At 67.5% G+C, this 25,184-nt stretch carries 37 protein-coding genes; 3 read left to right on the top strand and 34 right to left on the bottom strand.

Translation table 11 applies throughout. The annotated features are described in order from the left end of the window. Window positions 1-24 precede the first annotated feature (24 nt). Complete coding sequence (gene glmS / locus ACIBAF_RS18685) at window positions 25-1,872, bottom strand: glutamine--fructose-6-phosphate transaminase (isomerizing) (protein ID WP_399464301.1); 1,848 nt, start codon at window positions 1,870-1,872, stop codon at window positions 25-27. 180 nt (window positions 1,873-2,052) lie between these two features. On the opposite strand from glmS, the gene coaA reads away from it, so the two are divergent. Beyond that, the gene (coaA, locus tag ACIBAF_RS18680; protein ID WP_399464300.1) at window positions 2,053-3,021 is read left to right on the top strand and encodes a type I pantothenate kinase; all 969 of its coding nucleotides are present in this window, start codon (window positions 2,053-2,055) and stop codon (window positions 3,019-3,021) included. A 16-nt stretch (window positions 3,022-3,037) separates the two neighbouring features. Next, complete coding sequence (locus ACIBAF_RS18675; RefSeq protein WP_399464299.1) at window positions 3,038-3,976, top strand: DUF389 domain-containing protein; 939 nt, start codon at window positions 3,038-3,040, stop codon at window positions 3,974-3,976. A gap of 111 nt (window positions 3,977-4,087) precedes the next feature. Here ACIBAF_RS18675 and glmM read toward each other — a convergent pair whose 3' ends face one another. From glmM to rplM, 3 genes are all read right to left on the bottom strand, one after another. Further along, window positions 4,088-5,446 (bottom strand): phosphoglucosamine mutase, encoded by a 1,359-nt coding sequence (gene glmM, locus ACIBAF_RS18670; RefSeq protein WP_399464298.1) that lies wholly within the window; start codon window positions 5,444-5,446, stop codon window positions 4,088-4,090. A gap of 250 nt (window positions 5,447-5,696) precedes the next feature. Next, on the bottom strand, window positions 5,697-6,218 hold the full coding sequence (gene rpsI, locus ACIBAF_RS18665) for a 30S ribosomal protein S9 (protein ID WP_079660402.1): 522 nt from the start codon (window positions 6,216-6,218) through the stop codon (window positions 5,697-5,699). Between the two features lie 44 nt (window positions 6,219-6,262). Beyond that, window positions 6,263-6,706 carry a 50S ribosomal protein L13 gene (rplM, locus tag ACIBAF_RS18660; RefSeq protein ID WP_020132189.1) on the bottom strand — a complete coding sequence of 148 codons (444 nt, stop codon included), beginning with the start codon at window positions 6,704-6,706 and terminating at the stop codon, window positions 6,263-6,265. Between the two features lie 399 nt (window positions 6,707-7,105). Between rplM and ACIBAF_RS18655 the strand changes: the two genes are divergently transcribed. Next, the gene (locus ACIBAF_RS18655) at window positions 7,106-7,981 is read left to right on the top strand and encodes a hypothetical protein (protein ID WP_399464297.1); all 876 of its coding nucleotides are present in this window, start codon (window positions 7,106-7,108) and stop codon (window positions 7,979-7,981) included. Between the two features lie 26 nt (window positions 7,982-8,007). Here the strand turns inward: ACIBAF_RS18655 and truA are convergent, their stop codons facing one another. From truA to rplC, 30 genes are all read right to left on the bottom strand, one after another. Continuing rightward, entirely contained in the window at window positions 8,008-8,865 is an 858-nt protein-coding gene (gene truA, locus ACIBAF_RS18650) for a tRNA pseudouridine(38-40) synthase TruA (protein WP_399464296.1), read from the bottom strand. An 89-nt stretch (window positions 8,866-8,954) separates the two neighbouring features. Next, window positions 8,955-9,473 (bottom strand): 50S ribosomal protein L17, encoded by a 519-nt coding sequence (rplQ, locus tag ACIBAF_RS18645; RefSeq protein ID WP_399464295.1) that lies wholly within the window; start codon window positions 9,471-9,473, stop codon window positions 8,955-8,957. Between the two features lie 173 nt (window positions 9,474-9,646). Beyond that, window positions 9,647-10,669 carry a DNA-directed RNA polymerase subunit alpha gene (locus ACIBAF_RS18640; protein ID WP_003966937.1) on the bottom strand — a complete coding sequence of 341 codons (1,023 nt, stop codon included), beginning with the start codon at window positions 10,667-10,669 and terminating at the stop codon, window positions 9,647-9,649. A gap of 122 nt (window positions 10,670-10,791) precedes the next feature. Then, window positions 10,792-11,196 carry a 30S ribosomal protein S11 gene (rpsK, locus tag ACIBAF_RS18635; protein WP_010354218.1) on the bottom strand — a complete coding sequence of 135 codons (405 nt, stop codon included), beginning with the start codon at window positions 11,194-11,196 and terminating at the stop codon, window positions 10,792-10,794. Window positions 11,197-11,266: 70 nt separating this feature from the next. Then, window positions 11,267-11,647 (bottom strand): 30S ribosomal protein S13, encoded by a 381-nt coding sequence (gene rpsM, locus ACIBAF_RS18630; RefSeq protein ID WP_020132619.1) that lies wholly within the window; start codon window positions 11,645-11,647, stop codon window positions 11,267-11,269. A 215-nt stretch (window positions 11,648-11,862) separates the two neighbouring features. Then, window positions 11,863-11,976, bottom strand: coding sequence for a 50S ribosomal protein L36 (gene rpmJ, locus ACIBAF_RS18625; RefSeq protein WP_004984509.1), 114 nt, complete (start codon window positions 11,974-11,976; stop codon window positions 11,863-11,865). 72 nt (window positions 11,977-12,048) lie between these two features. Beyond that, window positions 12,049-12,270 (bottom strand): translation initiation factor IF-1, encoded by a 222-nt coding sequence (gene infA, locus ACIBAF_RS18620; protein WP_003948620.1) that lies wholly within the window; start codon window positions 12,268-12,270, stop codon window positions 12,049-12,051. 290 nt (window positions 12,271-12,560) lie between these two features. Then, entirely contained in the window at window positions 12,561-13,397 is an 837-nt protein-coding gene (map, locus tag ACIBAF_RS18615; RefSeq protein ID WP_399464294.1) for a type I methionyl aminopeptidase, read from the bottom strand. 103 nt (window positions 13,398-13,500) lie between these two features. After that, the gene (locus tag ACIBAF_RS18610) at window positions 13,501-14,163 is read right to left on the bottom strand and encodes an adenylate kinase (RefSeq protein ID WP_399464293.1); all 663 of its coding nucleotides are present in this window, start codon (window positions 14,161-14,163) and stop codon (window positions 13,501-13,503) included. Next, entirely contained in the window at window positions 14,163-15,476 is a 1,314-nt protein-coding gene (gene secY / locus ACIBAF_RS18605) for a preprotein translocase subunit SecY (RefSeq protein ID WP_399464292.1), read from the bottom strand. The genes ACIBAF_RS18610 and secY overlap by 1 nt, the downstream gene beginning before the upstream one ends. A 258-nt stretch (window positions 15,477-15,734) precedes the next feature. Beyond that, window positions 15,735-16,190, bottom strand: coding sequence for a 50S ribosomal protein L15 (rplO, locus tag ACIBAF_RS18600; RefSeq protein WP_079660409.1), 456 nt, complete (start codon window positions 16,188-16,190; stop codon window positions 15,735-15,737). A gap of 2 nt (window positions 16,191-16,192) precedes the next feature. Continuing rightward, window positions 16,193-16,375: a 50S ribosomal protein L30 gene (gene rpmD / locus ACIBAF_RS18595; RefSeq protein ID WP_030788246.1), complete on the bottom strand. Its 183-nt coding sequence runs from the start codon at window positions 16,373-16,375 to the stop codon at window positions 16,193-16,195. Then, on the bottom strand, window positions 16,375-16,983 hold the full coding sequence (rpsE, locus tag ACIBAF_RS18590; protein ID WP_010354225.1) for a 30S ribosomal protein S5: 609 nt from the start codon (window positions 16,981-16,983) through the stop codon (window positions 16,375-16,377). Before rpsE ends, rpmD begins: the two co-directional genes overlap by 1 nt. 38 nt (window positions 16,984-17,021) lie before the next feature. Continuing rightward, the gene (rplR, locus tag ACIBAF_RS18585; protein WP_079660410.1) at window positions 17,022-17,405 is read right to left on the bottom strand and encodes a 50S ribosomal protein L18; all 384 of its coding nucleotides are present in this window, start codon (window positions 17,403-17,405) and stop codon (window positions 17,022-17,024) included. 3 nt (window positions 17,406-17,408) lie between these two features. Beyond that, window positions 17,409-17,948, bottom strand: coding sequence for a 50S ribosomal protein L6 (gene rplF, locus ACIBAF_RS18580; RefSeq protein WP_399464290.1), 540 nt, complete (start codon window positions 17,946-17,948; stop codon window positions 17,409-17,411). Between the two features lie 24 nt (window positions 17,949-17,972). Further along, complete coding sequence (gene rpsH, locus ACIBAF_RS18575) at window positions 17,973-18,371, bottom strand: 30S ribosomal protein S8 (RefSeq protein WP_055592171.1); 399 nt, start codon at window positions 18,369-18,371, stop codon at window positions 17,973-17,975. Between the two features lie 210 nt (window positions 18,372-18,581). Further along, window positions 18,582-18,767: a type Z 30S ribosomal protein S14 gene (locus tag ACIBAF_RS18570; RefSeq protein WP_030890724.1), complete on the bottom strand. Its 186-nt coding sequence runs from the start codon at window positions 18,765-18,767 to the stop codon at window positions 18,582-18,584. Window positions 18,768-18,772: 5 nt separating this feature from the next. Then, entirely contained in the window at window positions 18,773-19,330 is a 558-nt protein-coding gene (rplE, locus tag ACIBAF_RS18565) for a 50S ribosomal protein L5 (protein ID WP_030788262.1), read from the bottom strand. Beyond that, on the bottom strand, window positions 19,330-19,653 hold the full coding sequence (gene rplX / locus ACIBAF_RS18560; protein WP_030039760.1) for a 50S ribosomal protein L24: 324 nt from the start codon (window positions 19,651-19,653) through the stop codon (window positions 19,330-19,332). Before rplX ends, rplE begins: the two co-directional genes overlap by 1 nt. A gap of 2 nt (window positions 19,654-19,655) precedes the next feature. After that, window positions 19,656-20,024, bottom strand: a complete 369-nt coding sequence (gene rplN, locus ACIBAF_RS18555; protein ID WP_003998823.1) for a 50S ribosomal protein L14 — start codon at window positions 20,022-20,024, stop codon at window positions 19,656-19,658. A gap of 101 nt (window positions 20,025-20,125) precedes the next feature. Beyond that, window positions 20,126-20,413: a 30S ribosomal protein S17 gene (gene rpsQ / locus ACIBAF_RS18550; RefSeq protein ID WP_351903784.1), complete on the bottom strand. Its 288-nt coding sequence runs from the start codon at window positions 20,411-20,413 to the stop codon at window positions 20,126-20,128. Beyond that, window positions 20,413-20,637, bottom strand: coding sequence for a 50S ribosomal protein L29 (rpmC, locus tag ACIBAF_RS18545; protein WP_003998824.1), 225 nt, complete (start codon window positions 20,635-20,637; stop codon window positions 20,413-20,415). The genes rpsQ and rpmC overlap by 1 nt, the downstream gene beginning before the upstream one ends. Then, entirely contained in the window at window positions 20,637-21,056 is a 420-nt protein-coding gene (gene rplP / locus ACIBAF_RS18540; RefSeq protein ID WP_006140905.1) for a 50S ribosomal protein L16, read from the bottom strand. Before rplP ends, rpmC begins: the two co-directional genes overlap by 1 nt. 5 nt (window positions 21,057-21,061) lie before the next feature. Then, window positions 21,062-21,889 (bottom strand): 30S ribosomal protein S3, encoded by an 828-nt coding sequence (gene rpsC, locus ACIBAF_RS18535; protein ID WP_399464289.1) that lies wholly within the window; start codon window positions 21,887-21,889, stop codon window positions 21,062-21,064. Next, the gene (rplV, locus tag ACIBAF_RS18530) at window positions 21,889-22,236 is read right to left on the bottom strand and encodes a 50S ribosomal protein L22 (RefSeq protein WP_003974262.1); all 348 of its coding nucleotides are present in this window, start codon (window positions 22,234-22,236) and stop codon (window positions 21,889-21,891) included. Before rplV ends, rpsC begins: the two co-directional genes overlap by 1 nt. 42 nt (window positions 22,237-22,278) lie before the next feature. Continuing rightward, a complete protein-coding gene (gene rpsS, locus ACIBAF_RS18525) occupies window positions 22,279-22,560 on the bottom strand; it encodes a 30S ribosomal protein S19 (RefSeq protein WP_069770399.1) in 282 nt (93 codons plus the stop codon). Window positions 22,561-22,572: 12 nt separating this feature from the next. Then, the gene (gene rplB / locus ACIBAF_RS18520; protein ID WP_007494772.1) at window positions 22,573-23,409 is read right to left on the bottom strand and encodes a 50S ribosomal protein L2; all 837 of its coding nucleotides are present in this window, start codon (window positions 23,407-23,409) and stop codon (window positions 22,573-22,575) included. A gap of 40 nt (window positions 23,410-23,449) precedes the next feature. After that, window positions 23,450-23,869 (bottom strand): 50S ribosomal protein L23, encoded by a 420-nt coding sequence (gene rplW, locus ACIBAF_RS18515; protein WP_079660414.1) that lies wholly within the window; start codon window positions 23,867-23,869, stop codon window positions 23,450-23,452. Then, window positions 23,869-24,525, bottom strand: a complete 657-nt coding sequence (gene rplD, locus ACIBAF_RS18510) for a 50S ribosomal protein L4 (protein WP_079660415.1) — start codon at window positions 24,523-24,525, stop codon at window positions 23,869-23,871. The genes rplW and rplD overlap by 1 nt, the downstream gene beginning before the upstream one ends. An 8-nt stretch (window positions 24,526-24,533) precedes the next feature. After that, entirely contained in the window at window positions 24,534-25,178 is a 645-nt protein-coding gene (gene rplC / locus ACIBAF_RS18505) for a 50S ribosomal protein L3 (protein ID WP_069770402.1), read from the bottom strand. Between the last annotated feature and the right edge of the window lie 6 nt (window positions 25,179-25,184).

Below are 25,184 nucleotides of genomic sequence, written 5' to 3'. Positions count from 1 at the left end.
AGAGCCTCGGCGCCCGGGCGTCGGCTACTCCACCGTCACCGACTTCGCCAGGTTGCGCGGCTGGTCCACCTCGTTGCCGCGGGCGGTCGCCAGCTCGCACGCGAACACCTGCAACGGAACCGTGGCCACCAGCGGTTGCAGCAGCGTCGGCGTCACCGGAGTCCACACCAGATGGTCGGCGTACGGCACGACCGCCTCGTCGCCCTCCTCCGCGACGACGATCGTCCGCGCACCCCGCGCCCGGATCTCCTGGATGTTGGACACGATCTTTTCGTGGAGGACGGACCGCCCGCGCGGCGACGGCACGACCACCACCACCGGCAGGTCCTCCTCGATGAGAGCGATCGGCCCGTGCTTCAGCTCCCCCGCGGCGAACCCCTCGGCGTGCATGTACGCCAGCTCCTTCAGCTTCAGCGCACCCTCCAGGGCGACGGGATACCCCACGTGCCGCCCCAGGAACAGCACCGTGTTCTTGTGGGCGAGCGACCGCGCCAGCTCCCGCACCGGCTCCATGGTCTCCAGCACCCGGTCGACCGCGCCGGAGATCTGCGCGAGGTCCCGGATGACGGCCTGGATCTCGTCCCCCCACTTGGTGCCGCGCACCTGGCCGAGGTACAGGGCGACCAGATAGCAGGCGACCAGCTGTGTCAGGAACGCCTTCGTCGAGGCGACCGCCACCTCGGGCCCGGCGTGCGTGTAGAGCACCGCGTCCGACTCACGCGGGATGGTCGAGCCGTTGGTGTTGCAGATGGCCAGCACCTTGGACCCCTGCTCACGCGCATGCCGCAGCGCCATCAGCGTGTCCATCGTCTCGCCGGACTGGGAGATGGCGATGACGAGCGACCGTGAGCCCAGGATCGGATCCCGGTACCGGAACTCGCTGGCCAGCTCCACCTCGCACGGGATGCGCGTCCAGTGCTCGATGGCGTACTTGGCGATGAGGCCCGCGTGGAAGGCCGTACCGCACGCGACGATGACGACCTTGTCGACCTCCCGCAGCTCCGACGGCGGGATCCGCACCTCGTCGAGGGTCAGCGCCCCCGAGGCGTCGATACGGCCGAGCAGGGTATCGGCGACAGCCTTGGGCTGCTCGGCGATCTCCTTGAGCATGAAGTAGTCATAACCCCCCTTTTCCGCGGCCGACGCGTCCCAGTCGACGTGGTAGGCGCGCACGTCCGCCGGACGGCCGTCGAAACCGGTCACCGTCACGCCGTCCCGGCGGAGCTCCACCACCTGGTCCTGACCCAGCTCGATCGCCGACCGCGTGTGGGCGATGAACGCGGCGACGTCCGAGGCGAGAAAGGACTCGCCCTCTCCAACGCCCACCACCAGCGGTGAGTTCCGCCGCGCCCCGACCACCACATCGGGCGCGTCCGCATGCACCGCGACCAGCGTGAACGCCCCCTCCAGCCGCCGGCACACCAGCCGCATCGCCTCCGCCAGGTCGGAGGTCACGGAGAACTCCTCGGCGAGCAGATGCGCCACGACCTCGGTATCGGTCTCGGAGAGCAGCTCGTGCCCCCGCTCGGCCAGCTCGGCCCGCAGCACCGCGAAGTTCTCGATGATCCCGTTGTGCACGACGGCGACGCGCCCCGCGTTGTCGAGATGAGGATGGGCGTTGGCATCGGTGGGCCCGCCGTGCGTGGCCCAGCGCGTATGCCCGATGCCCGTCGTCCCGGCCGGCAGCGGCCGTTCCGTCAGCTCCTTCTCCAGGTTGACGAGTTTGCCCGCCTTCCTGGCCGCGGCGAGCCCCCCGTCGGCCGGCACGGCGACACCGGCCGAGTCGTACCCCCGGTACTCCAACCGCTTCAGCCCGGCCATGACGACGTCGAGCGCCGACTGAGACCCCACGTATCCCACGATTCCGCACATGCGCGGCAGCCTACGACCGATTCCCACCCCGAAAGAGCCTCCACGTGCCCGATTTCGGAAATTCCCACGGCTGTACGCCCGCCCACCGTCCCCCTGCCCCTCCCCGGATCGTGACGGACCCCACCCACCGCCCCGTTCAAACTCCGTTAACAATGGAGTGTGATCTCTCCGGTCTCCCCGATGCCCCGGAGCGCCCACCGGCACAGGCCGGAGGCGACTCCCTACGTCGACCTCACCCGAAGCGAGTGGAGCGCGCTGCGCGAGAAGACTCCGCTGCCGCTGACGGCCGAGGAGGTCGAGAAGCTGCGCGGACTCGGCGACGTCATCGACCTCGACGAGGTCCGCGACATCTACCTCCCGCTCTCCCGCCTCCTCAACCTCTACGTGGGCGCGACGGACGGCCTGCGCGGCGCCCTGAACACCTTCCTCGGCGAACAGGGCTCCCAGTCCGGCACCCCGTTCGTCATAGGCGTCGCGGGCTCCGTGGCCGTAGGGAAGTCCACGGTCGCCCGCCTCCTCCAGGCCCTCCTCTCCCGCTGGCCGGAACACCCCCGCGTGGAGCTGGTCACCACGGACGGCTTCCTCCTGCCCACCCGGGAACTGGAGGCCCGCGGCCTGATGTCGCGGAAGGGCTTCCCCGAGTCCTACGACCGCCGGGCGCTGACCCGCTTCGTGGCCGACATCAAGGCGGGCAAGGACGAGGTCACGGCCCCCGTCTACTCCCACCTGATCTACGACATCGTGGCCGACCGCAAGCTCACCGTCCGCCGCCCCGACATCCTCATCGTCGAGGGCCTGAACGTCCTGCAGCCCGCCCTGCCCGGCAAGGACGGCCGCACCCGCGTCGGCCTCGCCGACTACTTCGACTTCAGCGTGTACGTCGACGCGAGCGCCGAGGACATCGAGCGCTGGTACCTCAACCGGTTCCGGAAACTGCGCCAGACCGCCTTCCAGAACCCGGACTCGTACTTCAGGAAGTACACCCAGGTCTCCGAGGAGGAGGCCCTCGACTACGCCCGCACCCTCTGGCGCACCATCAACAAGCCCAACCTGGTGGAGAACATCGCGCCCACCCGCGGCCGCGCCACCCTCGTCGTCCGCAAGGGCCAGGACCACAAGGTGCAGCGCCTGAGCCTGCGCAAACTCTGACGGCTACCCTGCCCCCATGCTGCACCTGCGCCTGATCACCCCGGCCGACAGGACCGACGCCGTGGTCCGCCTGATCGAGAACACCGTCGGCACCACGCATCTCGTCGTCATGCCGGGCGCCGCCCGCAACCCGGCCGGCGATGTCGTCATGTGCGACGTGGCACGCGAGGCGGGAAACGAACTCCTCACCCGCCTCCGGGAGTTGGGCCTGGACAGGACCGGCTCGATCGCCGTGGAGAACATCGACCTGTCACTGTCCCGGCGCGCCGACAAAGCGGAGGCGGAGGCGCCGGGCGAGGGCGCAGACGCGGTCCTGTGGGAGCACCTCACGGACGCCACCCACGAGGAGTCGACGCTCTCCGTCACCTACCTCGCGTTCATCACCCTCGCCACGATGATCGCGGCCTGCGGCGTGGTGCTCGACAACGCGGTCCTGATCGTGGGCGCGATGGCCGTGGGCCCCGAGTTCGGCCCGCTGGCCGGCGTCTCCACGTCGATCGTGCAGCGCGCTCCCCGCCTGGCCCTGCGCTCACTGATCGCCCTGCTGGTCGGCTTCGCGGTGGCGATGGCGGCGACGGTGGGCTTCAGCCTCTTCATGGACGCGATCGACCTGTTCAGCAAAGAGCAACTGGAGGCGGACCGCCCCCAGACCGGCTTCGTCTACGCCCCCGACGCGTTCTCCTTCATCGTGGCCGTCCTCGCGGGTGCCGCCGGCACCCTCTCCCTGACCTCCGCGAAGTCCGGCGCCCTGGTCGGCGTGGCCATCTCGGTCACCACGGTCCCGGCCGCCGCCAACGCCGCCGTAGCCCTCAGCTACGGCGACACGAAACAAACCTGGGGCTCAACGACACAACTCCTGCTGAACCTCCTGGGCATCATCCTGGCGGGCACCCTGACCCTGCTGGCCCAGAAGTACCTCTGGGCCAGACAACGCCGGTCGGGGCAACTCACCTAGGGGCGCGGGGCTCTGTCGACATGCGGCTCCGCCGCGTGGGCGCGACAGCCACCATGAGCCCGCAGCCCGCGACGCACCGATCCCCCCACCCCGAACCCGATCTTGCGGCCCTTAACCCAGCGCGGACTTCACCACATCCGCCAGCCGCCCGGCAACAGCCCGAGCCTGATCGATGTCAGCGGCCTCGACCATGACCCGGACCAACGGCTCGGTCCCGGAAGGCCGAAGCAACACCCGCCCGGTGGCCCCGAGTTCCCGCTCCGCCTCACCGACGGCAGTCGCCAGCTCCGCCGAGTTCCCCACCCGGGACCGGTCGACGTCCGGCACATTGATCAGCACCTGAGGCAGCCGCTCCATCACAGCGGCCAGCTCCCGCAGTGACCGCCCGCTCTCGGCGACCCGAGCCGCCAGCATGAGCCCGGTCAGCGTCCCGTCACCCGTCGTCGCGTGGTCCAGGATGATCACATGCCCGGACTGCTCACCGCCGAGCGCGTACCCGTGCTCCTTCATCTCCTCCAGCACATACCGGTCGCCGACGGCGGCCTGCACCAGCTGGATCCCCTCGCGCTCCATGGCCAGCTTGAAGCCGAGGTTGGACATGACGGTGGCGACGACGGTGTCCGAGCGCAGCACGCCCCGCTCCCGCATGGACAGGGCCAGCACGGCGAGGATCTGGTCCCCGTCGATCTCCTCGCCCGTGTGGTCCACGGCGAGGCACCGGTCGGCGTCCCCGTCGTGCGCGACGCCGAAGTCGGCCCCGTGCTCGATGACCGCGGCCTTCAGCTTGTCCAGGTGCGTGGACCCGCACCCGTCGTTGATGTTGAGCCCGTCCGGCTCGGCCCCGATGGTCACGATCTCCGCGCCGGCCCGCGTGAACGCCTCCGGCGACACCCGAGCCGCAGCGCCGTGCGCCTCGTCGAGGACGATCTTCAGCCCGTCGAGCCGGTTCGGCAGGACGGCGATGAGGTGGGCGACGTACCGGTCGAACCCCTCGTCGTAGGAGCGCACGCGGCCGACGCCGGCGCCGGTCGGCCGGTCCCAGGGCGCGCCGGTGCGGTGCTCCTCGTAGACGGACTCGATGCGGTCCTCGAGCTGGTCGGCGAGCTTGTGGCCGCCGCGGGCGAAGAACTTGACGCCGTTGTCGGGCATGGCGTTGTGGCTGGCGGACAGCATCACGCCGAGGTCGGCGCCGAGCACGCCGGTGAGGTACGCGACGGCGGGCGTGGGCAGCACGCCGACCTTCAGCACGTCCACACCCGCGCTCGCGAGGCCCGCCACCACGGCGGCCTCCAGGAACTCCCCGGACGCACGCGGATCCCGTCCGACCACGGCCACCGGCCGGTGGCCCTGGAAGGTGCCCGCCTCGGCCAGCACGTGCGCCGCGGCGACGGACAGGCCGAGCGCCATCTCCGCCGTCAGATCCGCGTTGGCGACACCGCGCACGCCGTCCGTGCCGAAGAGTCGTCCCACTTGTCCTCCTGAGGAAGCGTCAGTTTCAAAAGCCGTGCGTCACGGTCGATGCCGGAGCGGCTCCCGCATCCAGGCATTGGATGCCCTGAACATCCGATCACACAAGCCTTTGAGCACCTTGTGCCGTTATACGCCCAGACTTGCGATAAAACGAACGCCCCGACGGCACAATGGCGTGCCGCCGGGGCGTTCGGAGTACGAGAGAGTGAGCCGGAGCTCGCTCCACATACGTACGAGCAGGCAGCGAAGCTTAACGCTTGCTGTACTGCGGGGCCTTACGGGCCTTCTTGAGACCGGCCTTCTTGCGCTCGACCGCGCGGTCGTCACGCGTGAGGAAGCCGGCCTTCTTGAGGGCGCCGCGGTTGTTGTCGACGTCGGCCTCGTTCAGCGCGCGGGCGACACCGAGACGGAGCGCACCAGCCTGACCGGAGACACCGCCACCCGAGATACGGGCGATGACGTCGTAGCGGCCTTCGAGCTCGAGCACCTTGAAGGGCTCGTTGACTTCCTGCTGGTGCACCTTGTTCGGGAAGTAGTCCTCAAGGGTGCGACCGTTGATCTTCCACTTGCCGGAGCCCGGAACGATCCGGACGCGGGCAATGGCGTTCTTGCGACGCCCCAGGCCGGCGGCCGGCTGGGGCTCGCCGAAGCGGGAGGCCAGGGACTCCGAGGTGTACTCACCCTCGACGGGGACCTCGGACTCGGTGGTGTAGCTGTCGATGTCGACGAGCTCGGTCTCTTCGAGCGGCTGCTCGGCAGTGGTCTCGGCCACGGTTCTCCTCAGATTCTCTTCAGCTTGGGGTGGTGTGGCCGGACTTACTGCGCGACCTGGGTGATCTCGAACGGCACAGGCTGCTGCGCCGCGTGCGGGTGCACGTCACCCTTGTAGACCTTCAGCTTCGAGAGCATCTGACGGCCGAGCGTGTTCTTGGGGAGCATGCCCTTGACGGCCTTCTCGACGGCCTTCTCCGGGTTGTTCGCCAGCAGGTCGTCGTAGCGCACGGAGCGCAGACCGCCCGGGTACCCGGAGTGGCGGTAGGCCATCTTCTGGGTCCGCTTGTTGCCGGAGAGGTGCACCTTGTCGGCGTTGATGATGATGACGAAGTCACCGGTGTCGACGTGGGGCGCGTAGATCGGCTTGTGCTTGCCCCGGAGGAGGGACGCGGCAGTGGTGGCGAGACGGCCCAGGACGATGTCCTGAGCGTCGATGACGTGCCACTGGCGCGTCACATCGCCGGGCTTGGGGCTGTACGTACGCACGGTTCGTAGCCTTCGCTTCTTCAGTGAATGGTCCTGACAAGGTCACCGAAGACGATCACGACAGCCCAGACCGCACTGCGGTGACGCAAACCGCGTGCTGGTCGCTGGTCATCGGCCCGGTGGACCGGTGTAAGGGCCCGTCCCGTGAGAAGAGCGCGCCAATACACAACGAAGAAGCAGAATACCCGCGTCCCGGGGGCCGGGTCAAAACGAGGCCCACCACGCCCCGAAACCCCGTCCTGAGTGTCCCGCGCCACACGCACGACGGCCGCCTGGAGAAACGCCGCACCAACCACCCGGAGATGTCACGTTTGCCCGTACCCCTGTTCGGAAAGCCGGGGGCTTCGGCCCTTGTCCGGGCGGAACAGGACCCCCCGCTCCCCGTCTAAGATGCGGCCCATGAGCTATGGGCAGGGGGGACCTCAGTCCCAGTGGGATCCGTGGAAACCGAACTCCCAGCAGCCGTGGGCCACCGGCGATGACGGCCGGACCCCGGACTGGGCCGCGCTCGCCGAGGCGTCCGAGACGCGCAACAAGCGCCGCCGGCTGCTCTTCATAGGCGGCGGCGCGCTCGCCACACTCGCCATCGGCACCGCCGTGGCCATGGCCGTGGTGTCGGCGAACGGCAAGGACGAGGCGAACAAGCCGACGTCCTCACTGCCGGCGACCGGCGCCCTGCCGAGCGCGTCCAGCACCCCGTCCTTCGCGCCGACCAGCGCCCCGCCCCCGCTGGACCCGAAGGAGTTCGTGGCCAGCAAGGCCAAGGACACCGCGCCCAACGGACCCGACCTCCTCTTCCCCGGCACGCAGCTCACCATGGGCTCCGCCGTGTACAAGAAGGGCCCCAAGGCGGACAGCACCACCTGCGCCACGGGCGCCGCGGGCACCCTGGGCAAGGTCCTCACCGACAACGGCTGCACCCGCATGATGCGCGTCACGTACACCAAGGACGGCCTCGCCGTGACGGTCGGCGTGGCCGTCTTCGACACCGAGGCGCAGGCCCTCAAGGTCAAGAGCCAGGCCGACGCGAAGAGCATCGTCAAGGCCCTCACCGGCGGCGACGTCAAGGCCTTCTGCAACGGCGCGGTCTGCCGCTCGACGACCAACTCCTACGGCCGGTACGCCTACTTCACGATCACCGGCTTCACCGACGGCAAGGACGTGACGACGAAGGACACCGCGGCCTTCGCCACGGGCGACGACCTCGCCGAGTTCGCGTTCCAGCGGATCCGCCAGCGCGGCGAGGCCCAGGCGTCGGCGGCCGCCAACGGCTGACCGCCCGCGCCGACGCCGAGGTCGACTCAGCAGCACCCGGCCGTACCGGGCAGCGACCGCTTGTTCCGCGCCTCCTTGTTGCGCGCGGCGAGCAGCTCGTCGGCCGGGTAGCCGACCTCCTCCAGCGTCAGCCCGTGCGGCCGTACGACATGCACGGCCGAGTCCCGCACGCCTGCGGCGAGCACCTTCCCGGGCCACTCCGGCCCCCGGTGCCCGTCCCCCACGAACAGCAGCGCCCCGATCAACGACCGCACCATGTTGTGGCAGAAGGCGTCGGCGCGGACGGTCGCGGTGATGATCCCGTCGTCCCCGCGCACGAGACTCAGCTCCTGGAGGGTGCGGATGGTGGTCGCGCCCTCCCGCCGCTTGCAGTAGGCCGCGAAGTCGTGCTCGCCGAGCAGCCGCCCCGCCGCCTCGCTCATGGCGTCGACGTCGAGCGGCCAGTCGTGCCACAGGACGTGCCCCCGCAGCAGCGGGTCGACGCCCCCGGGGTTGTCGGTGACCCGGTACGCGTACCGCCGCCAGACGGCCGAGAACCGCGCGTTGAAGCCGCTGGGAGCCTCCCGCAGGGCCCACACCCGCACATCCCTCGGCAGCCGCCCGGCGAGCCGCTTGAGCAGCTTCTCGTGGTGCTCCACCCAGACCTCCCGCGGCAGATCCACATGGGCGACCTGCCCCCGGGCGTGCACCCCGGCATCGGTGCGCCCGGCCACGGTCAGCTCGTACGTCTCGCGGGACCGCGTCACGGTCCGCAGGGCGTCCTCGATCTCCCCCTGCACGGTCCGCCGGCCGCCTGCCTGCTTGGCCCACCCGGAGAACTCGGTCCCGTCGTAGGAAAGGTCGAGCCGCATCCGTACGTGCCCGGGCTGTACTTCGTCACTCACCCCTGGATCCTCTCAGCACTGCAGCCTCCCGAGAACGCGGAACGGGCCCGCCCTCAAGAGGGCGGGCCCGTTCACTGCGAGGCAGAGCCTCAGGCGTCCTTCACGCTTTCACCAGCCGCTTCCGCGGCGGGCTCGGCAGCGGCCTCCTCGGCCGGAGCCTCGGTGGTCTCCTCCGCCTTGGCCTCGTCGGCCTCCTTGACCGCGCGCTTGGTGGCGGCCTCGGCCTCACCGGTCGCCTGCTGCGCCACGGTCAGCGCCTCGACCAGCTCGATGACGGCCATGGGCGCGTTGTCGCCACGGCGGTTACCGATCTTGGTGATGCGCGTGTAGCCACCGGGACGGTTCTCGTAGCGCGGGCCGATCTCGGTGAAGAGCGTGTGCACGATGCTCTTGTCCGTGATCACCTGGAGCACCTGACGGCGGTTGTGAAGGTCGCCCTTCTTCGCCTTGGTGACCAGACGCTCGGCGTACGGGCGCAGCTTGCGCGCCTTCGCCTCGGTGGTGGTGATGCGGCCGTGCTCGAACAGCTGCTTCGCGAGGTTCGCGAGGAGCAGCTTCTCGTGCGCGGCGCTGCCGCCCATACGGGCGCCCTTGGTGGGCTTCGGCATGGTCTTTCTCCTAGGTGTCTGCCCCGGCCGTATCAGGTACCGGGGTCAGTATCCGAGCAGGCGGTTGCCCGTCGGAGATCCAGGCCCCCCGAAGGGGCCTGGAAGGGGCGCGGGGAACTGCGCGACCAGCCACAACCGGCCCGCAGACGCAGTACGGCCTCCCCGCGGAGCGTTTAGTACTGCTCGGTCTCGACGAAGCCGGCGTCCGCGTCGTCGTCCGCGCCGAACGCGTCCGCCGCAGCGGTCGGGTCGAATCCGGGCGGGGAGTCCTTGAGCGCCAGGCCCATACCCGCCAGCTTCGCCTTGACCTCGTCGATGGACTTCGCACCGAAGTTACGGATGTCCAGGAGGTCGGCCTCGGAACGAGCCACGAGCTCACCCACGGAGTGGATGCCCTCACGCTTGAGGCAGTTGTACGACCGAACGGTGAGCTCCAGCTCCTCGATCGGCAGCGCCAGATCAGCGGCCAGGGCGGCGTCCGTCGGGGACGGACCCATGTCGATGCCCTCGGCGTCGATGTTCAGCTCGCGGGCGAGACCGAACAGCTCGACCAGCGTCTTACCGGCGGACGCCATGGCGTCGCGCGGACGCATGGCCTGCTTGGTCTCGACGTCGACGATCAGCTTGTCGAAGTCGGTGCGCTGCTCGACACGCGTCGCCTCGACCTTGTACGTGACCTTGAGAACCGGCGAGTAGATCGAGTCGACCGGGATGCGCCCGATCTCCTGACCGACCTGCTTGTTCTGCACGGCGGAGACGTAACCGCGACCGCGCTCGACGGTCAGCTCCATCTCCAGCTTGCCCTTGCCGTTGAGCGTGGCGAGGACGAGGTCGGGGTTGTGCACCTCGACACCGGCCGGGGGCGCGATGTCGGCGGCGGTGACCAGACCCGGACCCTGCTTGCGCAGGTACATCACCACGGGCTCGTCATGCTCGGACGACACGACGAGCTGCTTGATGTTGAGGATCAGGTCGGTGACGTCCTCCTTGACGCCCGGCACGGTGGTGAACTCGTGCAGGACGCCGTCGATCCGGATGCTGGTGACAGCAGCGCCGGGGATCGAGGACAGGAGCGTACGGCGGAGGGAGTTGCCGAGGGTGTAGCCGAAGCCCGGCTCCAGCGGCTCGATCACGAACCGGGAGCGGAACTCGTCGACGACCTCTTCGGTCAACGAGGGACGCTGAGCAATCAGCATGGTGCGATCCTTCAGTCAGGGGCGCCCGCTATTTGACGCCCTGAGATGAGACAAGGGTACGGGCGATACGGCCCTTTACGGTGCCGTACCGCCCGACAAACCCGAAACCTACCGGCCGTGCGTCAGACGCGGCGACGCTTGGGCGGACGGCAGCCGTTGTGCGGGGTCGGGGTGACGTCCTGGATGGAGCCGACCTCGAGGCCCGTGGCCTGCAGGGAGCGGATGGCGGTCTCACGACCGGCGCCCGGGCCCTTGACGAAGACGTCGACCTTGCGCATGCCGTGCTCCTGCGCGCGACGGGCAGCCGACTCGGCGGCCATCTGCGCGGCGAACGGCGTGGACTTACGCGAGCCCTTGAAGCCGACGTGGCCGGCGGAGGCCCAGGAGATCACGTTTCCGGCCGGGTCCGTGATGGACACGATCGTGTTGTTGAACGTGCTCTTGATGTGCGCCTGGCCGTGCGCGACGTTCTTCTTTTCCTTGCGGCGCACCTTCTTGGCAGCGCCCTGACGACCCTTGGGGGGCATCTACAAACTCCTACGGGGAGGTGGTCGGTCCTACAGCGAAGACCGCTGATGAAGCGTTGTCCGCTGAGGACTACTTCTTGCCCGGCTTCTTCTTGCCGGCGATGGCGCGACGCGGGCCCTTGCGGGTACGAGCGTTCGTGCTGGTGCGCTGACCGCGGACGGGCAGACCACGACGGTGACGGAGACCCTGGTAGCAGCCGATCTCCACCTTGCGGCGGATGTCGGCCTGGATCTCGCGACGAAGGTCACCCTCGGTCTTGATGTTGGCGTCCACGTACTCGCGGATCGCGACGAGCTGCTCCTCGGAGAGGTCGCGAACGCGGGTGTTCGGGTCGACGCCGGTCGCTGCCAGCGTCTCCTGGGAAAGGGTCCGGCCGATGCCGAACACGTAGGTGAGGGCGACCTCCACACGCTTTTCGCGCGGGATGTCGACACCGGAAACGCGTGCCATTCAATGGCTCCAGTTGATCCTCGGAGGTCTTCCACAGAACCGAATCCCAGCCGCCGGCCTCTTCGCTCAGAAGATTTGGTACGGACTGGGTCCCCGGCCTCCGAACCGGGGGTGTCAGACGGGAAGTCCCGCCCGGGCTCTGCGTATGAACAAATTCAGCTCGCGTCGCGCGAAGTCTCTGCGATATCGATGCAGAGGGTGTGATCCGTGTGCGGTCAGCCCTGGCGCTGCTTGTGGCGCGGGTTCTCGCAAATGATCATGACCCGACCGTGACGGCGGATCACCCTGCACTTGTCGCAGATCTTCTTGACGCTCGGCTTGACCTTCATTGGGTGAGGTTCTCCGGGTCAGTTGCCGGCAGCCCCGAACGCCAGAACGGCGCACGAGGGCATGGGCAAGATCTACTTGTACCGGTAGACGATCCGGCCACGCGTCAGGTCGTACGGAGACAGCTCCACCACGACCCGGTCGTCAGGGAGGATACGGATGTAGTGCATACGCATCTTGCCGCTGATGTGTGCCAGGACCTGGTGGCCGTTCTGGAGCTCGACCTTGAACATGGCGTTCGGAAGAGACTCGACGACAGTGCCCTCGATCTCGATGGCACCTTGCTTCTTGGCCACGCTTCGCCCTTCGAATCGACTACCTTGATCGACTCTCCTGCTTTTCCCTCAAGGGCGCATGCGGACATGCGGGTGCACGAGAGCCGACGAGTCAGTCTACGTCAGCGCACTCCGAAAGACGAATCGGGAAAGCCTGCCCCAGGGCGGAGATCGTTACTCCCAACCCGTTGGGGGTGCCCCCTCTGGGGGAGCTTCAGGACGAGGCCCTTCAAGGGCCGAAGCGGGGGTCTGGGGGCGGCAGCCCCCAGGGACGGGACGGGTAGGGGCGGCGGGCGCGAAAGAGCCGGGGCTCAGCCCAGCGGATCCGGCGCAGCCACGACCCCGTGCTCGGCGAGCTTCGCCTTCCCCCCGTCGGGAGACGTCAGCACCAGCGGCCCCGCCTCCGTCAACGCCACCGAGTGCTCCCAGTGCGAGGACCAGGTCCCGTCCGTCGTGATGACGGTCCAGTCGTCCTGAAGCACTTCGGTCCGCGGGGTCCCGAGCGACACCATCGGCTCGATGGCCAGACAGAACCCGGGCACCAGCTTCGGCCCCTTGCCCCGTCGCCGGTCGACGTAGTTCAGCAGATGCGGGTCCATGTGCATCTCGGTGCCGATGCCGTGGCCGCCGTAGTCCTCGATGATCCCGTACCGGCCGCCGCCGGGCTTGGGCTGGCGACGGATGTACGTCTCGATGGCCCGCGACACGTCCACCAGCCGGGCGCCCTGCTTCATCGCCGCGATCCCGGCCCACATCGACTCCTCCGTCACCCGCGACAGCTCGATGAGCTCCGGAGCGTGCCCGGAGCCGACGAACGCCGTGTAGGCCGCGTCGCCGTGCCAGCCGTCCACGATCGCGCCGCAGTCGATGGAGATGATGTCGCCGTCCTTGAGGACGACCTCGTCGGAGGGGATGCCGTGGACGACGACGTCGTTCACGGACGTGCAGATCGTGGCGGGGAAACCGCCGTACCCCAGGAAGTTCGACTTCGCGCCGTTCTCCGCCAGGACCTTGCGGGCCACCTCGTCCAGGTCCTTCGTGGTCGCCCCGGGCACCGCCGCTTCCCGCGTCGCCGCGTGGATGGCGGCGACGACAAGCCCCGCCGCACGCATCTTGGCGATCTGCTCGGGGCTCTTGATCTGCACCATGGGGGGCCTGCGCTCTCCGTCACTCAGGTGGGTCGGTCAGTACGTACACAACAGTACGGCCGTGGCGTCCCGGAGGACTCCACGGCCGTACCAGGGCCGACGACTACTGGTCGTCGCCCTCGCGCTTCAGCGCCGCCAGCGCACGGCCGGTGACCTCGTCCACCGGGCCCATGGCCTCGATGGTCACGACCAGGCCCTGCGCCTTGTAGTAGTCGATGATCGGCTCGGTCTGCGTGTGGTAGACCTCGAGCCGCGTGCGGACAGTGTCCTCGGAGTCGTCGTCCCGCTGGTACAGCTCGCCGCCGCAGACGTCACAGACGCCGTCCGTCTCGGGCTTCTTGTACGACACGTGGAAGACGTGCGCGGAGTCGTTGCGGCAGATGCGCCGGCCGGCGATCCGCTTGACGACCTCCTCCTCCGGGGCCTCCAGGTCCAGTACCGCGTCCAGCTTGATGCCCTCGGTGGTGAGGAGCTCGTCCAGCGCCTCCGCCTGCGACACGTTGCGCGGGAAACCGTCCAGCAGGAAGCCGCGCTCGGCGTCCGGCTGCTCCATGCGGTCCTTGGCCATGGCGATGGTGACCTCGTCGGGGACGAGGTTGCCGGCGTCCATGTAGGACTTCGCGAGTTTCCCGAGTTCCGTCTGCTGGCTGATGTTGGCGCGGAACAGGTCGCCCGTGGAGATGTGGGGAACACGCAGCTTCTCTGCCAGACGAGTGGCCTGCGTTCCCTTTCCGGCACCCGGCGGCCCGACGAGGACGATACGCATCAGCGGAGGAACCCTTCGTAATTGCGCTGCTGGAGCTGGCTCTCGATCTGCTTCACCGTTTCGAGACCGACACCCACGATGATCAGGATGCTGGTGCCACCGAACGGGAAGTTCTGGCTTGCCCCGAAGCCAACCAACGCCATCGTCGGTACAAGAGCGATCAGACCCAGATACAGCGAACCCGGCCAGGTGATCCGGTTGAGCACGTACGACAGGTACTCAGCGGTCGGTCGGCCAGCCCGGATGCCCGGGATGAAGCCACCATACTTCTTCATGTTGTCGGCGACTTCCTCGGGGTTGAAGGAGATCGCCACGTAGAAGAACGCGAAGAAAACGATCAGCAAGAAGTACATGCTGATGTAGATCGGGTGGTCGCCCTTGGTCAGGTTCGTCTCGATCCAGGTCTTCCAGCTGGACTGACCGCTGGAGAACTGGGCGACGAGGGCCGGGATGTAGAGCAGCGACGAGGCGAAGATGACCGGGATCACACCGGCCTGGTTCACCTTGAGCGGGATGTACGTCGAGGTCCCGCCGTAGGACCGGCGGCCGATCATGCGCTTGGCGTACTGCACGGGGATCCGGCGCTGGGCCTGCTCGACGAAGACCACCAGACCGACCATGACCAGGCCGACCAGGATGACGGTGCCGAACTCGATCCAGCCGTCGGCCAGGGTGCCCTGCTTCTTGATGGCCCACAGCGCGGACGGGAACGTCGCGGCGATCGAGATGAACATCAGGATCGACATGCCGTTGCCGATGCCGCGGTCGGTGATGAGCTCACCGAGCCACATGACCATGGCCGTACCGGCGGTCATGCAGATGACCATGGTGATGGTGGTGAAGATCGCGCGGTCCGGGACGATGCTCGAAGCCACCGAGCAACCGGAGAACAGGGCGCCGCTGCGGGCGGTGGCCACCAGGCCGGTGCCCTGCAGGATGGCGAGCGCCACGGTGAGGTACCGGGTGTACTGCGTGATCTTCGCCGTGCCGGCCTGGCCCTCCTTCTTGAGGGCTTCCAGACGCGGGATGACCACGGTCAGCAGCTGAAGGATGATGCTCGCCGTGATGTACGGCATGATGCCCAGCGCGAAGATGGTGATCTGCAGCAGCGCGCCGCCGCTGAACATGTTCACCAGACCGAAGAGGCCCTGGTTGCCGGACGCCTCGTCCACGCACTTCTGAACGGACGTGTAGTCGACACCGGGGATCGGAATGTGCGTGCCGACCCGGTAGATCACGATGATCCCGAGCGTGAAGAGCAGCTTCTTGCGCAGGTCGGGCGTCTTGAACGCCCGGGCGAACGCGGTGAGCACGGTGCCTCCTGCGACCCCCGCGCATCTGCGTCAAGGGTGACGGTCTTGAGGGTCCAATAAGAACAACGACAGCGACAACGACATGTGTAACGGTCGACTGCCGCTCAAGGTGCCCCATGGGAAGCACCTTGTGAAAAGTGGGCAGTGTTGGTCACCTTACCGGCGAGACCGCCGCCCTAGGAACGACCAACCGGGGATACCCCATTTGTGGGGTATCCCCGGTCGGGATCGCTCACGTCATCGAGACACCTGACTGGATCAGATGAGCTCGGTGACGGTACCGCCGGCGGCGGTGATCTTCTCCTTGGCGGAGCCGGAGACGGCGTCAACCGAAACCTGCAGCGCGACGGAGATCTCGCCCTGGCCGAGGACCTTGACGAGGCTGTTCTTGCGAACGGCGCCCTTGGCGACGAGACCCTCGACGGTGACCTCGCCACCCTCCGGGTACAGCGCGGCCAGCTTGTCGAGGTTCACGACCTGGAACTCGGTCTTGAACGGGTTCTTGAAGCCCTTCAGCTTCGGAAGACGCATGTGGAGGGGCATCTGCCCACCCTCGAAGCGCTCCGGAACCTGGTAGCGGGCCTTCGTGCCCTTGGTACCACGACCGGCCGTCTTACCCTTCGACGCCTCACCACGACCGACACGGGTCTTGGCGGTCTTGGCGCCCGGGGCGGGACGGAGGTTGTGGATCTTGAGCGGGTTGTTCTCCGCCATGATCAGTCGACCTCCTCGACCGTCACGAGGTGGCGGACGGTGTGCACCATGCCGCGGAACTCGGGGCGGTCCTCCTTGACGACCACGTCGTTCAGGCGCTTGAGCCCGAGCGAACGCAGGGTGTCACGGTGGTTCTGCTTGCTGCCGATGTACGACTTCGTCTGCGTGATCTTGAGCTGAGCCATTACGCAGCACCAGCCCCGGCACGCGCACGAAGCAGAGCCGCGGGAGCGACGTCCTCGAGGGGCAGACCACGGCGGGCCGCGATCTCCTCGGGACGCTGCAGGCCCTTCAGGGCCTCCACGGTCGCGTGCACGATGTTGATCGCGTTCGACGAGCCGAGCGACTTCGACAGGATGTCGTGCACGCCCGCGCACTCGAGCACGGCACGCACCGGGCCACCGGCGATAACGCCGGTACCGGGGGACGCCGGCTTGAGCAGGACGACGCCCGCCGCCTTCTCACCCGTGATCGGGTGCGGGATGGTGCCCTGGATACGGGGGACCTTGAAGAAGTGCTTCTTGGCCTCCTCAACACCCTTGGCGATGGCGGCCGGCACCTCCTTGGCCTTGCCGTAACCGACACCCACGGTGCCGTCACCGTCGCCCACCACGACCAGCGCGGTGAAGCTGAAGCGACGACCACCCTTCACAACCTTGGCGACACGGTTGATCGCGACGACGCGCTCAACGTACGCGGTCTTCTCGGCGGCAGCAGCGCCGCCGTCACGGCCCTTCCGGTCCCGCCGCTCGCCGCCACCGGCACCGCTTCCACGGCGCTGGGGTCCAGCCATTGGATTACCTCTCTCTTTCCGCTAGCTACGGAAGCGGCTCAGAACTTGAGCCCGGCTTCGCGGGCGGCGTCCGCCAGGGCGGCGATGCGCCCGGCGTACTGGTTACCACCACGGTCGAACACGACTGCCTCGACACCCGCGGCCTTGGCGCGCTCGGCGACCAGGGCGCCGACCTGCTTCGCCTGGGCGGACTTGTCGCCCTCGGCACCGCGGATCGAGGTGTCCAGCGTGGACGCCGAGGCCACGGTGTGGCCCTTGAGGTCGTCGATCACCTGCGCCACGATGTGGCGGTTGGAGCGGGTAACGACCAGACGGGGACGCTCCGCCGTACCGGAGATCCGCTTGCGGATCCGGATGTGACGGCGCTTGATCGCGGCGCGCTTGTAGGCGTCGCCCTTCAGGATCTTCTGCCCGTATGCCATGGGTTACTTACCCGCCTTTCCGACCTTGCGGCGGATGACTTCGCCCTCGTACTTGACACCCTTGGCCTTGTACGGGTCGGGCTTGCGCAGCTTGCGGATGTTGGCCGCAACCTCGCCGACCTTCTGCTTGTCGATGCCCTCGACCGAGAACCGCGTCGGGTTCTCGACCTTGAAGCTGATGCCCTCGGGCGCCTCGACGGTGATGGGGTGGCTGTAGCCGAGCGCGAACTCGAGGTTCGAGCCCTTCGCGGTCACGCGGTAACCGACACCGCTGATCTCGAGCTTCTTCACGTAACCCTCGGTCACGCCGGTGATCATGTTCGCCACCAGCGTGCGGGACAGGCCGTGCAGGGCCTTGCTCTGACGCTCGTCGTTGGGGCGGGTGACGTTCAGAACGCCGTCCTCACCCTTGGCGATCTCGATCGGCGCAACGACGGTGTGGGTCAGCGAGCCCTTGGGGCCCTTGACCGAGACCGTCTGGCCGTCGATGGTGACGTCCACGCCGGCGGGAACCGTGATGGGGAGCTTGCCAATGCGCGACATAGCTGTTTCCTCCGTTCCCTTCCGCTACCAGACGTAGGCGAGAACTTCTCCGCCTACGCCCTTCTTGCCGGCCTGCTTGTCGGTGAGGAGACCGTGCGACGTGGAGATGATCGCCACGCCGAGGCCACCGAGCACCTTGGGCAGGGAGGTGGACTTCGCGTAAACCCGGAGACCGGGCTTGGAGATCCGCTTGATGCCCGCGATGGAGCGCTCACGGTTCGGGCCGAACTTCAGCTCGAGAACGAGGTTCTTGCCGACCTCGGCGTCCTCGGTCTTCCAACCCGTGATGAAGCCCTCCTGCTGGAGGATCTCCGCGATGTGAGACTTGATCTTCGATGCCGGCATCGTCACGGAGTCGTGGTACGCCGAGTTCGCGTTCCGCAGACGCGTAAGCATGTCTGCGATCGGATCAGTCATGGTCATGAATTGGCCTGTGGCCTCTCTCGCCGGGGTTTCCTGGTGCGCCATCCCTCTCCCCGATCCGAGACGGGACGGGTGCGGCGCGGTGGACCTACGGCGTAGTAAGTCGTACGGGCGTCAGGCGCCCAACCCTCCCAGCCTACGCCATGGAGGGACGGGCACCTGACACTGCCCTTTACTTACCGAGAGCCTCTGGAACCCTGTTTAGGGGGTTTACCAGGAGCTCTTGGTCACGCCCGGCAGCTCGCCGCGGTGAGCCATCTCACGAAGGCACACACGGCAGAGGCCGAACTTGCGGTACACGGAGTGCGGACGACCGCAGCGCTGGCAGCGGTTGTAAGCCCGCACAGCGAACTTGGGCTTACGAGCAGCCTTCGCGATCAGAGCCTTCTTCGCCATCTCGCTCACGCCTCCTTGAAGGGGAAGCCGAGGTGACGAAGGAGCGCGCGGCCCTCAGCGTCGTTGGTCGCCGTGGTGACCACGGTGATGTCCATACCCCGGACGCGGTCGATCTTGTCCTGGTCGATCTCGTGGAACATGACCTGCTCCGTGAGACCGAAGGTGTAGTTGCCACGGCCGTCGAACTGCTTGGGGGACAGGCCGCGGAAGTCGCGGATGCGCGGGAGCGCGAGCGACAGGGTGCGGTCCAGGAACTCCCACATGCGGTCGCCACGAAGCGTGACGTGGGCACCGATCGGCTGACCCTCACGCAGCTTGAACTGCGCGATGGACTTGCGGGCCTTGGTGACGGCCGGCTTCTGACCGGTGATCGTGGTGAGGTCGCGGATGGCGCCCTCGATCAGCTTGGAGTCGCGGGCGGCGTCGCCCACACCCATGTTGACCACGATCTTGACGAGGCCGGGGATCTGCATGACGTTCTCGTAGGAGAACTCCTCACGCAGCTTGCCCGCGATCTCCTCGCGGTACTTCGTCTTCAGACGCGGAGTCGTGGTGGTAGCCATCAGATGTCCTCACCCGTCCGCTTGGCAACGCGGATCTTGTTGCCCTCGTCGTCGAAGCGGTAACCGACGCGCGTGACGACCTTGTTGCCGTCCTTCTCCACGACCAGCTGAACGTTGGACACGTGGATCGGGGCCTCGGTGGTCACGATGCCGCCGGCCTGCGAGCCCTTGGCGGTCGGACCGGCCTTCGTGTGCTTCTTGACCCGGTTGACACCCTCGACCAGGACGCGGTCCTCACGGGGGAAGGCCGCGATGACCTTGCCCTGCTTGCCCTTGTCCTTACCGGTGATGACCTGGACCAGGTCGCCCTTCTTGATCTTCATGCTTACAGCACCTCCGGAGCCAGCGAGATGATCTTCATGAACTTCTTCTCGCGCAGCTCACGCCCAACCGGGCCGAAGATGCGGGTGCCGCGAGGGTCGCCGTCGTTCTTCAGAATGACGGCGGCGTTCTCGTCGAAGCGGATGTACGAGCCGTCCGGACGGCGGCGCTCCTTGACGGTGCGAACGATGACCGCCTTGACGACGTCACCCTTCTTCACGTTGCCACCGGGGATCGCGTCCTTGACGGTGGCGACGATGACGTCACCGATGCCCGCGTAGCGGCGACCGGAGCCACCGAGCACACGGATGCAAAGGATTTCCTTCGCACCAGTGTTGTCGGCGACACGCAGTCGCGACTCCTGCTGGATCACGTCTATCTCCTGTTTGTCTGCCGGTTCCCCGACGCGGGGTTGTTACGACAACCCCGCGTCGGAGCCTGGCGGAACTGTCCTGCGGGTTTGCCCGCAGGAAATTACTTGGCCTTCTCGAGGATCTCGACGACGCGCCAGCGCTTCGTCGCGGACAGCGGCCGGGTCTCCGCGAGGAGGACACGGTCGCCGACGCCCGCAGCGTTCTGCTCGTCGTGCGCCTTGAGCTTGTTCGTACGGCGGATGACCTTGCCGTACAGCGCGTGCTTGACGCGGTCCTCGACAGCGACGACGACGGTCTTGTCCATCTTGTCGCTGACGACGAGACCCTCACGGGTCTTGCGGAAGCCGCGGGCCTCTGCAGTCTGCTCAGTCACGTTGTTCTCACTCATCAGGCGCTCTCCACCGTCTCGATGCCCAGCTCGCGCTCACGCATCAGGGTGTAGATCCGCGCGATGTCCTTACGGACGGCCTTGAGCCGGCCGTGGTTCTCGAGCTGACCCGTCGCCGCCTGGAAGCGGAGGTTGAACAGCTCTTCCTTGGCTTCGCGAAGCTTCGCCAGAAGCTCCTCGTCACCCAGTTCGCGCAGCTCGGACGCCTTGGTACCGGCCGACATCACGCTTCACCTGCCTCGCGCTTGACGATCCGGCACTTCATCGGCAGCTTGTGGGCTGCGCGAGTCAGGGCCTCACGGGCGATCTTCTCGTTGGGGTAGGACAGCTCGAACATGACCCGGCCCGGGTGCACGTTCGCGATCCACCACTCCGGAGAACCCTTACCGGAACCCATGCGGGTCTCGGCAGGCTTCTTCGTCAGCGGGCGGTCCGGGTAGATGTTGATCCAGACCTTGCCGCCACGCTTGATGTGACGGGTCATCGCGATACGGGCCGCCTCGATCTGGCGGTTGGTCACGTACGCCGGCGTGAGGGCCTGAATGCCGTACTCGCCGAACGAGACCGTCGTACCGCCCTTGGCCTGACCACGGCGCTTCGGGTGGTGCTGCTTGCGGTGCTTGACCCTACGGGGGATCAGCATGTCGGTCAGGCCTCCGTTCCGGTGCTCTCAGCCGGAGCGGCAGCCGGAGCCTCGGCCTTGGGGGCCTCGGCAGCGGGAGCCTGCTGCGGCTTGCGACCGCGACCGCCACGCTCGCCACCGCGGCCACCACGGGCCGGGCGGTCAGCGCCGCCACGGGCCGGGCGGTTGCCGGCGCGGGCAGCAGCGTTCTCGGCGCGGACCTCGGCGATGTTCTTGACGTCGCCCTTGTAGATCCAGACCTTCACACCGATGCGGCCGAAGGTCGTCTTGGCCTCGAAGAAGCCGTAGTCCACGTTCGCGCGGAGCGTGTGCAGGGGCACACGGCCCTCGCGGTAGAACTCCGAGCGGGACATCTCGGCGCCGCCGAGGCGGCCACCGCACTGGATCTTGATGCCCTTGGCGCCCGCCTTCATCGCCGACTGCATGCTCTTACGCATGGCGCGACGGAAGGAGACGCGGGAGGAGAGCTGCTCGGCGACGGCCTGGGCCACCAGCTGAGCGTCGACCTCGGGGTTCTTGACCTCGAGGATGTTCAGCTGGACCTGCTTCTTGGTCAGCTTCTCCAGGTCGCCGCGGATGCGGTCGGCCTCGGCGCCGCGGCGGCCGATGACGATGCCCGGACGCGCGGTGTGGATGTCGACGCGGACACGGTCACGGGTGCGCTCGATCTCCACCTTCGAGATGCCGGCGCGCTCCATGCCGGACGTCATCATCCGACGGATGGCGACGTCTTCCTTGACGTATTCCTTGTACGACTTGTCGGCGTACCAGCGGGACTTGAAGTCCGTGGTGATGCCGAGCCGGAACCCATGCGGGTTAACCTTCTGGCCCATTACCGGGTCCCTTCCTTGCTGCTGACGACCACGGTGATGTGGCTGGTCCGCTTGCGGATCCGGTAGGCGCGGCCCTGGGCGCGCGGACGGAACCGCTTCAGGGTCGGGCCCTCGTCGACGTACGCCTCGGAGATGAAGAGGCTGTCGGCGTCAGTGTGGTCGTAGTTGTGCGCGGCGTTGGCGATGGCGCTGTCCAGCACCTTGCCGACCGGCACGCTCGCGGCCTGCGGGGCGAAACGCAGGACCGCCTGAGCCTCCGTGGCGTCCATGCCACGGATAAGGTCCACCACCCGGCGGGCCTTCATGGGCGTGACGCGGATGTACCGCGCCTGGGCCCTGGCTTCCATGGTTGTCCTTCCAGTGTCTGTCATGGTCATTCCACCCCGCTACTAGCGGCGCTTCGACTTCCGGTCGTCCTTGACGTGACCCCGGAAGGTGCGCGTCGGCGAGAACTCGCCGAGCTTGTGGCCGACCATCGACTCGGTGACAAACACCGGAATGTGGGTCTTGCCGTTGTGCACCGCGATCGTGTGGCCCAGCATGCTGGGAATGATCATCGAGCGACGGGACCAGGTCTTGATGACGTTCTTGGAACCGGCTTCGTTCTGGGCGTCCACCTTCTTCACGAGGTGGTCGTCGACGAAGGGCCCCTTCTTGAGACTGCGCGGCATCTAAACCCGCTCCTAGCGCTTCTTGTTCGTCTTGCGGCGGCGGACGATGTACTTGTTCGAAGCCTTCTTCGGCGAACGAGTACGACCCTCCTTCTGACCCCAGGGGCTGACCGGGTGGCGACCACCGGAGGTCTTGCCCTCACCACCACCGTGGGGGTGGTCAACCGGGTTCATCGCCACACCGCGAACGGTCGGGCGGACGCCCAGCCAGCGCTTGCGGCCGGCCTTGCCCCAGTTGATGTTGCTCTGCTCGGCGTTGCCGACCTCGCCGACCGTGGCGCGGCAGCGCTGGTCGACCAGGCGGATCTCACCGGACGGCATGCGGAGGTGGGCCATGGAGCCCTCCTTCGCGAGCAGCTGCACGGAGGCGCCGGCGGAGCGGGCGAACTTGGCGCCGCCACCGGGACGGAGCTCGATCGCGTGGATCGTGGTACCGACCGGGATGTTGCGGAGCGCCAGGTTGTTGCCCGGCTTGATGTCGGCCCCGGGACCGTTCTCGACGCGGTCGCCCTGCTGCAGGTTGCGCGGGGCGAGGATGTAGCGCTTCTCGCCGTCGGCGTAGTGCAGCAGCGCGATGCGCGCGGTGCGGTTGGGGTCGTACTCGATGTGCGCGACCTTCGCCGGCACGCCGTCCTTGTCGTGACGACGGAAGTCGATGACACGGTAGGCGCGCTTGTGTCCGCCACCCTGGTGGCGAACGGTCACACGACCGGCGTTGTTACGGCCGCCCTTGCTGTGCAGCGGGCGGACCAGCGACTTCTCCGGCGTGGACCGCGTGACCTCGACGAAGTCGGCGACGCTGGAGCCACGACGGCCCGGCGTAGTCGGCTTGTACTTGCGGATTCCCATTTTTCAGTCCTCGTCCGATATCGGACGATCCGGACCGCCCTTAGGCGGTCGGACCGCCGAAGATGTCGATACGGTCGCCCTCAGCAAGGGTCACGATCGCGCGCTTGGTGGCGGCACGCTGACCGAAACCGGTCTTCGTGCGCTTGCGCTTGCCGATGCGGTTGATCGTGTTGACCCCGGTGACCTTGACCGAGAAGACCGCCTGGACGGCCTGCTTGATCTGGGTCTTGTTGGCGTTCGGGTCGACGATGAACGTGTACTTGTTCTCGTCGAGGAGCGCGTAGCTCTTCTCCGACACGACCGGCTTCAGCAGCACGTCACGGGGGTCCGTGTACGCCTTGCTGGGCGCGGTGACGACGGTGTTCTTGCCCTCGGTGGCGTGACGCTTCGCCTTGGCGACGCGCGCGGCCTTGGCGGCCTTGGCGGCCTTGGCGGCAATGCTCGGGTGACGCGTAGCCATCAGGCGTCACTCCCTTCGGTGTCGTTGGCCTTCGGGCCGGCGACGAAGGACTCGAGAGCGGCCTGGGTGAAGACCACGTCGTCCGAGACGATCACGTCGTACGTGTTCAGCTGGCCCGGCTCCAGGATGTGCACCTGGGGCAGGTTGCGGGCGGACAGCCACGCGGCCTCGTCGGCGCGGTCGACGACCAGGAGCAGGTTCTTGCGCTCCGAGATCTTGCCGAACAGCGTGCGAGCGGCCTTGGTGGAGGGGGTCTCGCCCTCGATCACGCCGGTGACGACGTGAATGCGGTTGTGGCGGGCCCGGTCGGTGAGGGCGTGACGCAGGGCGGCAGCCTTCATCTTCTTCGGGGTCCGCTGCGAGTAGTCGCGCGGCACGGGACCGTGCACGACGCCACCACCGGCGAACTGGGGCGCGCGGGTAGAGCCCTGGCGCGCACGGCCGGTGCCCTTCTGACGGTAAGGCTTCTTACCGCCACCACGAACCTCGCCGCGGGTCTTGGTCTTGTGCGTGCCCTGACGGGCAGCAGCGTTCTGCGCGACGACGACCTGGTGGATCAGCGGGATGCTGACCTTCTCCACGCCGAAGATCTCCGCGGGGAGTTCGACGCTACCGGTCTTCTCGCCGGCAGGCGAAAGGATGTCAACAGTGCTCATCGGTTACCTCAGGCCCCCTTGGCCGCGGTGCGGACCAGGACGAGGCCGCCGTTCGGACCGGGGACAGCGCCCTTGATGAGCAGCAGACCCTTCTCCGCGTCAACGGCGTGGACGGTCAGGTTCTGGGTGGTGACCCGCTCGTTGCCCATGCGACCCGCCATGCGGAGGCCCTTGAACACGCGGCCCGGGGTGGCGCAGCCACCGATGGAACCGGGAGAGCGGTGCTTGCGCTGGGTGCCGTGTCCGGCGCCGAGGCCCTTGAAGTTGTGACGCTTCATGACACCGGCGAAGCCCTTGCCCTTGCTCTTGCCGGTCACGTCGACCTTCACGCCGGCCTCGAAGACCTCGGCGGTGATTTCCTGACCGAGCGTGTACTCGGCGGCATCGGCCGTCCGGATCTCGACGAGGTGGCGACGGGGCGTGACGTCGGCCTTGGCGAAGTGACCCTTGAGGGGCTTGTTCACCTTGCGCGGGTCGATCTCGCCGAAGGCGATCTGGACCGACTCGTAGCCGTCACTGTCGTTCGTACGCACCTGGGTCACGACGTTGGGGCCGGCCTTGACGACGGTGACCGGAACAACACGGTTGTTCTCGTCCCACACCTGCGTCATGCCGAGCTTCTCGCCCAGGATGCCCTTGATCTGCTTAGCCATTCTCAG

Origin of the sequence: Streptomyces sp. NPDC051677 (genome assembly GCF_044453465.1) — a bacterium.
GTDB lineage: Bacteria > Actinomycetota > Actinomycetes > Streptomycetales > Streptomycetaceae > Streptomyces.
This window is presented reverse-complemented; position numbering and strand designations above follow the sequence as displayed.

Bases quoted from the DNA above. Each gene is read 5' to 3' on its own strand.
- rplP (WP_006140905.1), bottom strand. From the start codon at position 21,056: ATGCTGATCCCCCGTAGGGTCAAGCACCGCAAGCAGCACCACCCGAAG.
- rpmJ (WP_004984509.1), bottom strand. From the start codon at position 11,976: ATGAAGGTCAAGCCGAGCGTCAAGAAGATCTGCGACAAGTGCAGGGTG.
- rplD (WP_079660415.1), bottom strand. From the start codon at position 24,525: ATGAGCACTGTTGACATCCTTTCGCCTGCCGGCGAGAAGACCGGTAGC.
- rplC (WP_069770402.1), bottom strand. From the start codon at position 25,178: ATGGCTAAGCAGATCAAGGGCATCCTGGGCGAGAAGCTCGGCATGACG.
- rplQ (WP_399464295.1), bottom strand. From the start codon at position 9,473: ATGCCGAAGCCCACCAAGGGCGCCCGTATGGGCGGCAGCGCCGCGCAC.
- rplF (WP_399464290.1), bottom strand. From the start codon at position 17,948: ATGTCGCGCATTGGCAAGCTCCCCATCACGGTTCCCGCCGGCGTGGAC.
- rplE (WP_030788262.1), bottom strand. From the start codon at position 19,330: ATGGCTACCACCACGACTCCGCGTCTGAAGACGAAGTACCGCGAGGAG.
- rplW (WP_079660414.1), bottom strand. From the start codon at position 23,869: ATGGCTACGCGTCACCCGAGCATTGCCGCCAAGGCCGCCAAGGCCGCC.
- ACIBAF_RS18655 (WP_399464297.1), top strand. From the start codon at position 7,106: ATGAGCTATGGGCAGGGGGGACCTCAGTCCCAGTGGGATCCGTGGAAA.
- rpsC (WP_399464289.1), bottom strand. From the start codon at position 21,889: ATGGGCCAGAAGGTTAACCCGCATGGGTTCCGGCTCGGCATCACCACG.
- rplR (WP_079660410.1), bottom strand. From the start codon at position 17,405: ATGGCATACGGGCAGAAGATCCTGAAGGGCGACGCCTACAAGCGCGCC.
- rpsQ (WP_351903784.1), bottom strand. From the start codon at position 20,413: ATGAGTGAGAACAACGTGACTGAGCAGACTGCAGAGGCCCGCGGCTTC.
- ACIBAF_RS18640 (WP_003966937.1), bottom strand. From the start codon at position 10,669: ATGCTGATTGCTCAGCGTCCCTCGTTGACCGAAGAGGTCGTCGACGAG.
- glmS (WP_399464301.1), bottom strand. From the start codon at position 1,872: ATGTGCGGAATCGTGGGATACGTGGGGTCTCAGTCGGCGCTCGACGTC.
- rpmC (WP_003998824.1), bottom strand. From the start codon at position 20,637: ATGTCGGCCGGTACCAAGGCGTCCGAGCTGCGCGAACTGGGTGACGAG.
- rplO (WP_079660409.1), bottom strand. From the start codon at position 16,190: ATGGCGGAGAACAACCCGCTCAAGATCCACAACCTCCGTCCCGCCCCG.
- rplB (WP_007494772.1), bottom strand. From the start codon at position 23,409: ATGGGAATCCGCAAGTACAAGCCGACTACGCCGGGCCGTCGTGGCTCC.
- coaA (WP_399464300.1), top strand. From the start codon at position 2,053: ATGCCCCGGAGCGCCCACCGGCACAGGCCGGAGGCGACTCCCTACGTC.
- ACIBAF_RS18610 (WP_399464293.1), bottom strand. From the start codon at position 14,163: ATGCGTATCGTCCTCGTCGGGCCGCCGGGTGCCGGAAAGGGAACGCAG.
- rpsS (WP_069770399.1), bottom strand. From the start codon at position 22,560: ATGCCGCGCAGTCTCAAGAAGGGGCCCTTCGTCGACGACCACCTCGTG.
- rpsE (WP_010354225.1), bottom strand. From the start codon at position 16,983: ATGGCTGGACCCCAGCGCCGTGGAAGCGGTGCCGGTGGCGGCGAGCGG.
- ACIBAF_RS18570 (WP_030890724.1), bottom strand. From the start codon at position 18,767: ATGGCGAAGAAGGCTCTGATCGCGAAGGCTGCTCGTAAGCCCAAGTTC.
- rplX (WP_030039760.1), bottom strand. From the start codon at position 19,653: ATGAAGATCAAGAAGGGCGACCTGGTCCAGGTCATCACCGGTAAGGAC.
- rpmD (WP_030788246.1), bottom strand. From the start codon at position 16,375: ATGGCTCAGCTCAAGATCACGCAGACGAAGTCGTACATCGGCAGCAAG.
- map (WP_399464294.1), bottom strand. From the start codon at position 13,397: ATGGTGCAGATCAAGAGCCCCGAGCAGATCGCCAAGATGCGTGCGGCG.
- rpsM (WP_020132619.1), bottom strand. From the start codon at position 11,647: ATGGCACGCGTTTCCGGTGTCGACATCCCGCGCGAAAAGCGTGTGGAG.
- ACIBAF_RS18675 (WP_399464299.1), top strand. From the start codon at position 3,038: ATGCTGCACCTGCGCCTGATCACCCCGGCCGACAGGACCGACGCCGTG.
- rplV (WP_003974262.1), bottom strand. From the start codon at position 22,236: ATGGAAGCCAGGGCCCAGGCGCGGTACATCCGCGTCACGCCCATGAAG.
- rpsH (WP_055592171.1), bottom strand. From the start codon at position 18,371: ATGACCATGACTGATCCGATCGCAGACATGCTTACGCGTCTGCGGAAC.
- rpsK (WP_010354218.1), bottom strand. From the start codon at position 11,196: ATGCCCCCCAAGGGTCGTCAGGGCGCTGCCAAGAAGGTGCGCCGCAAG.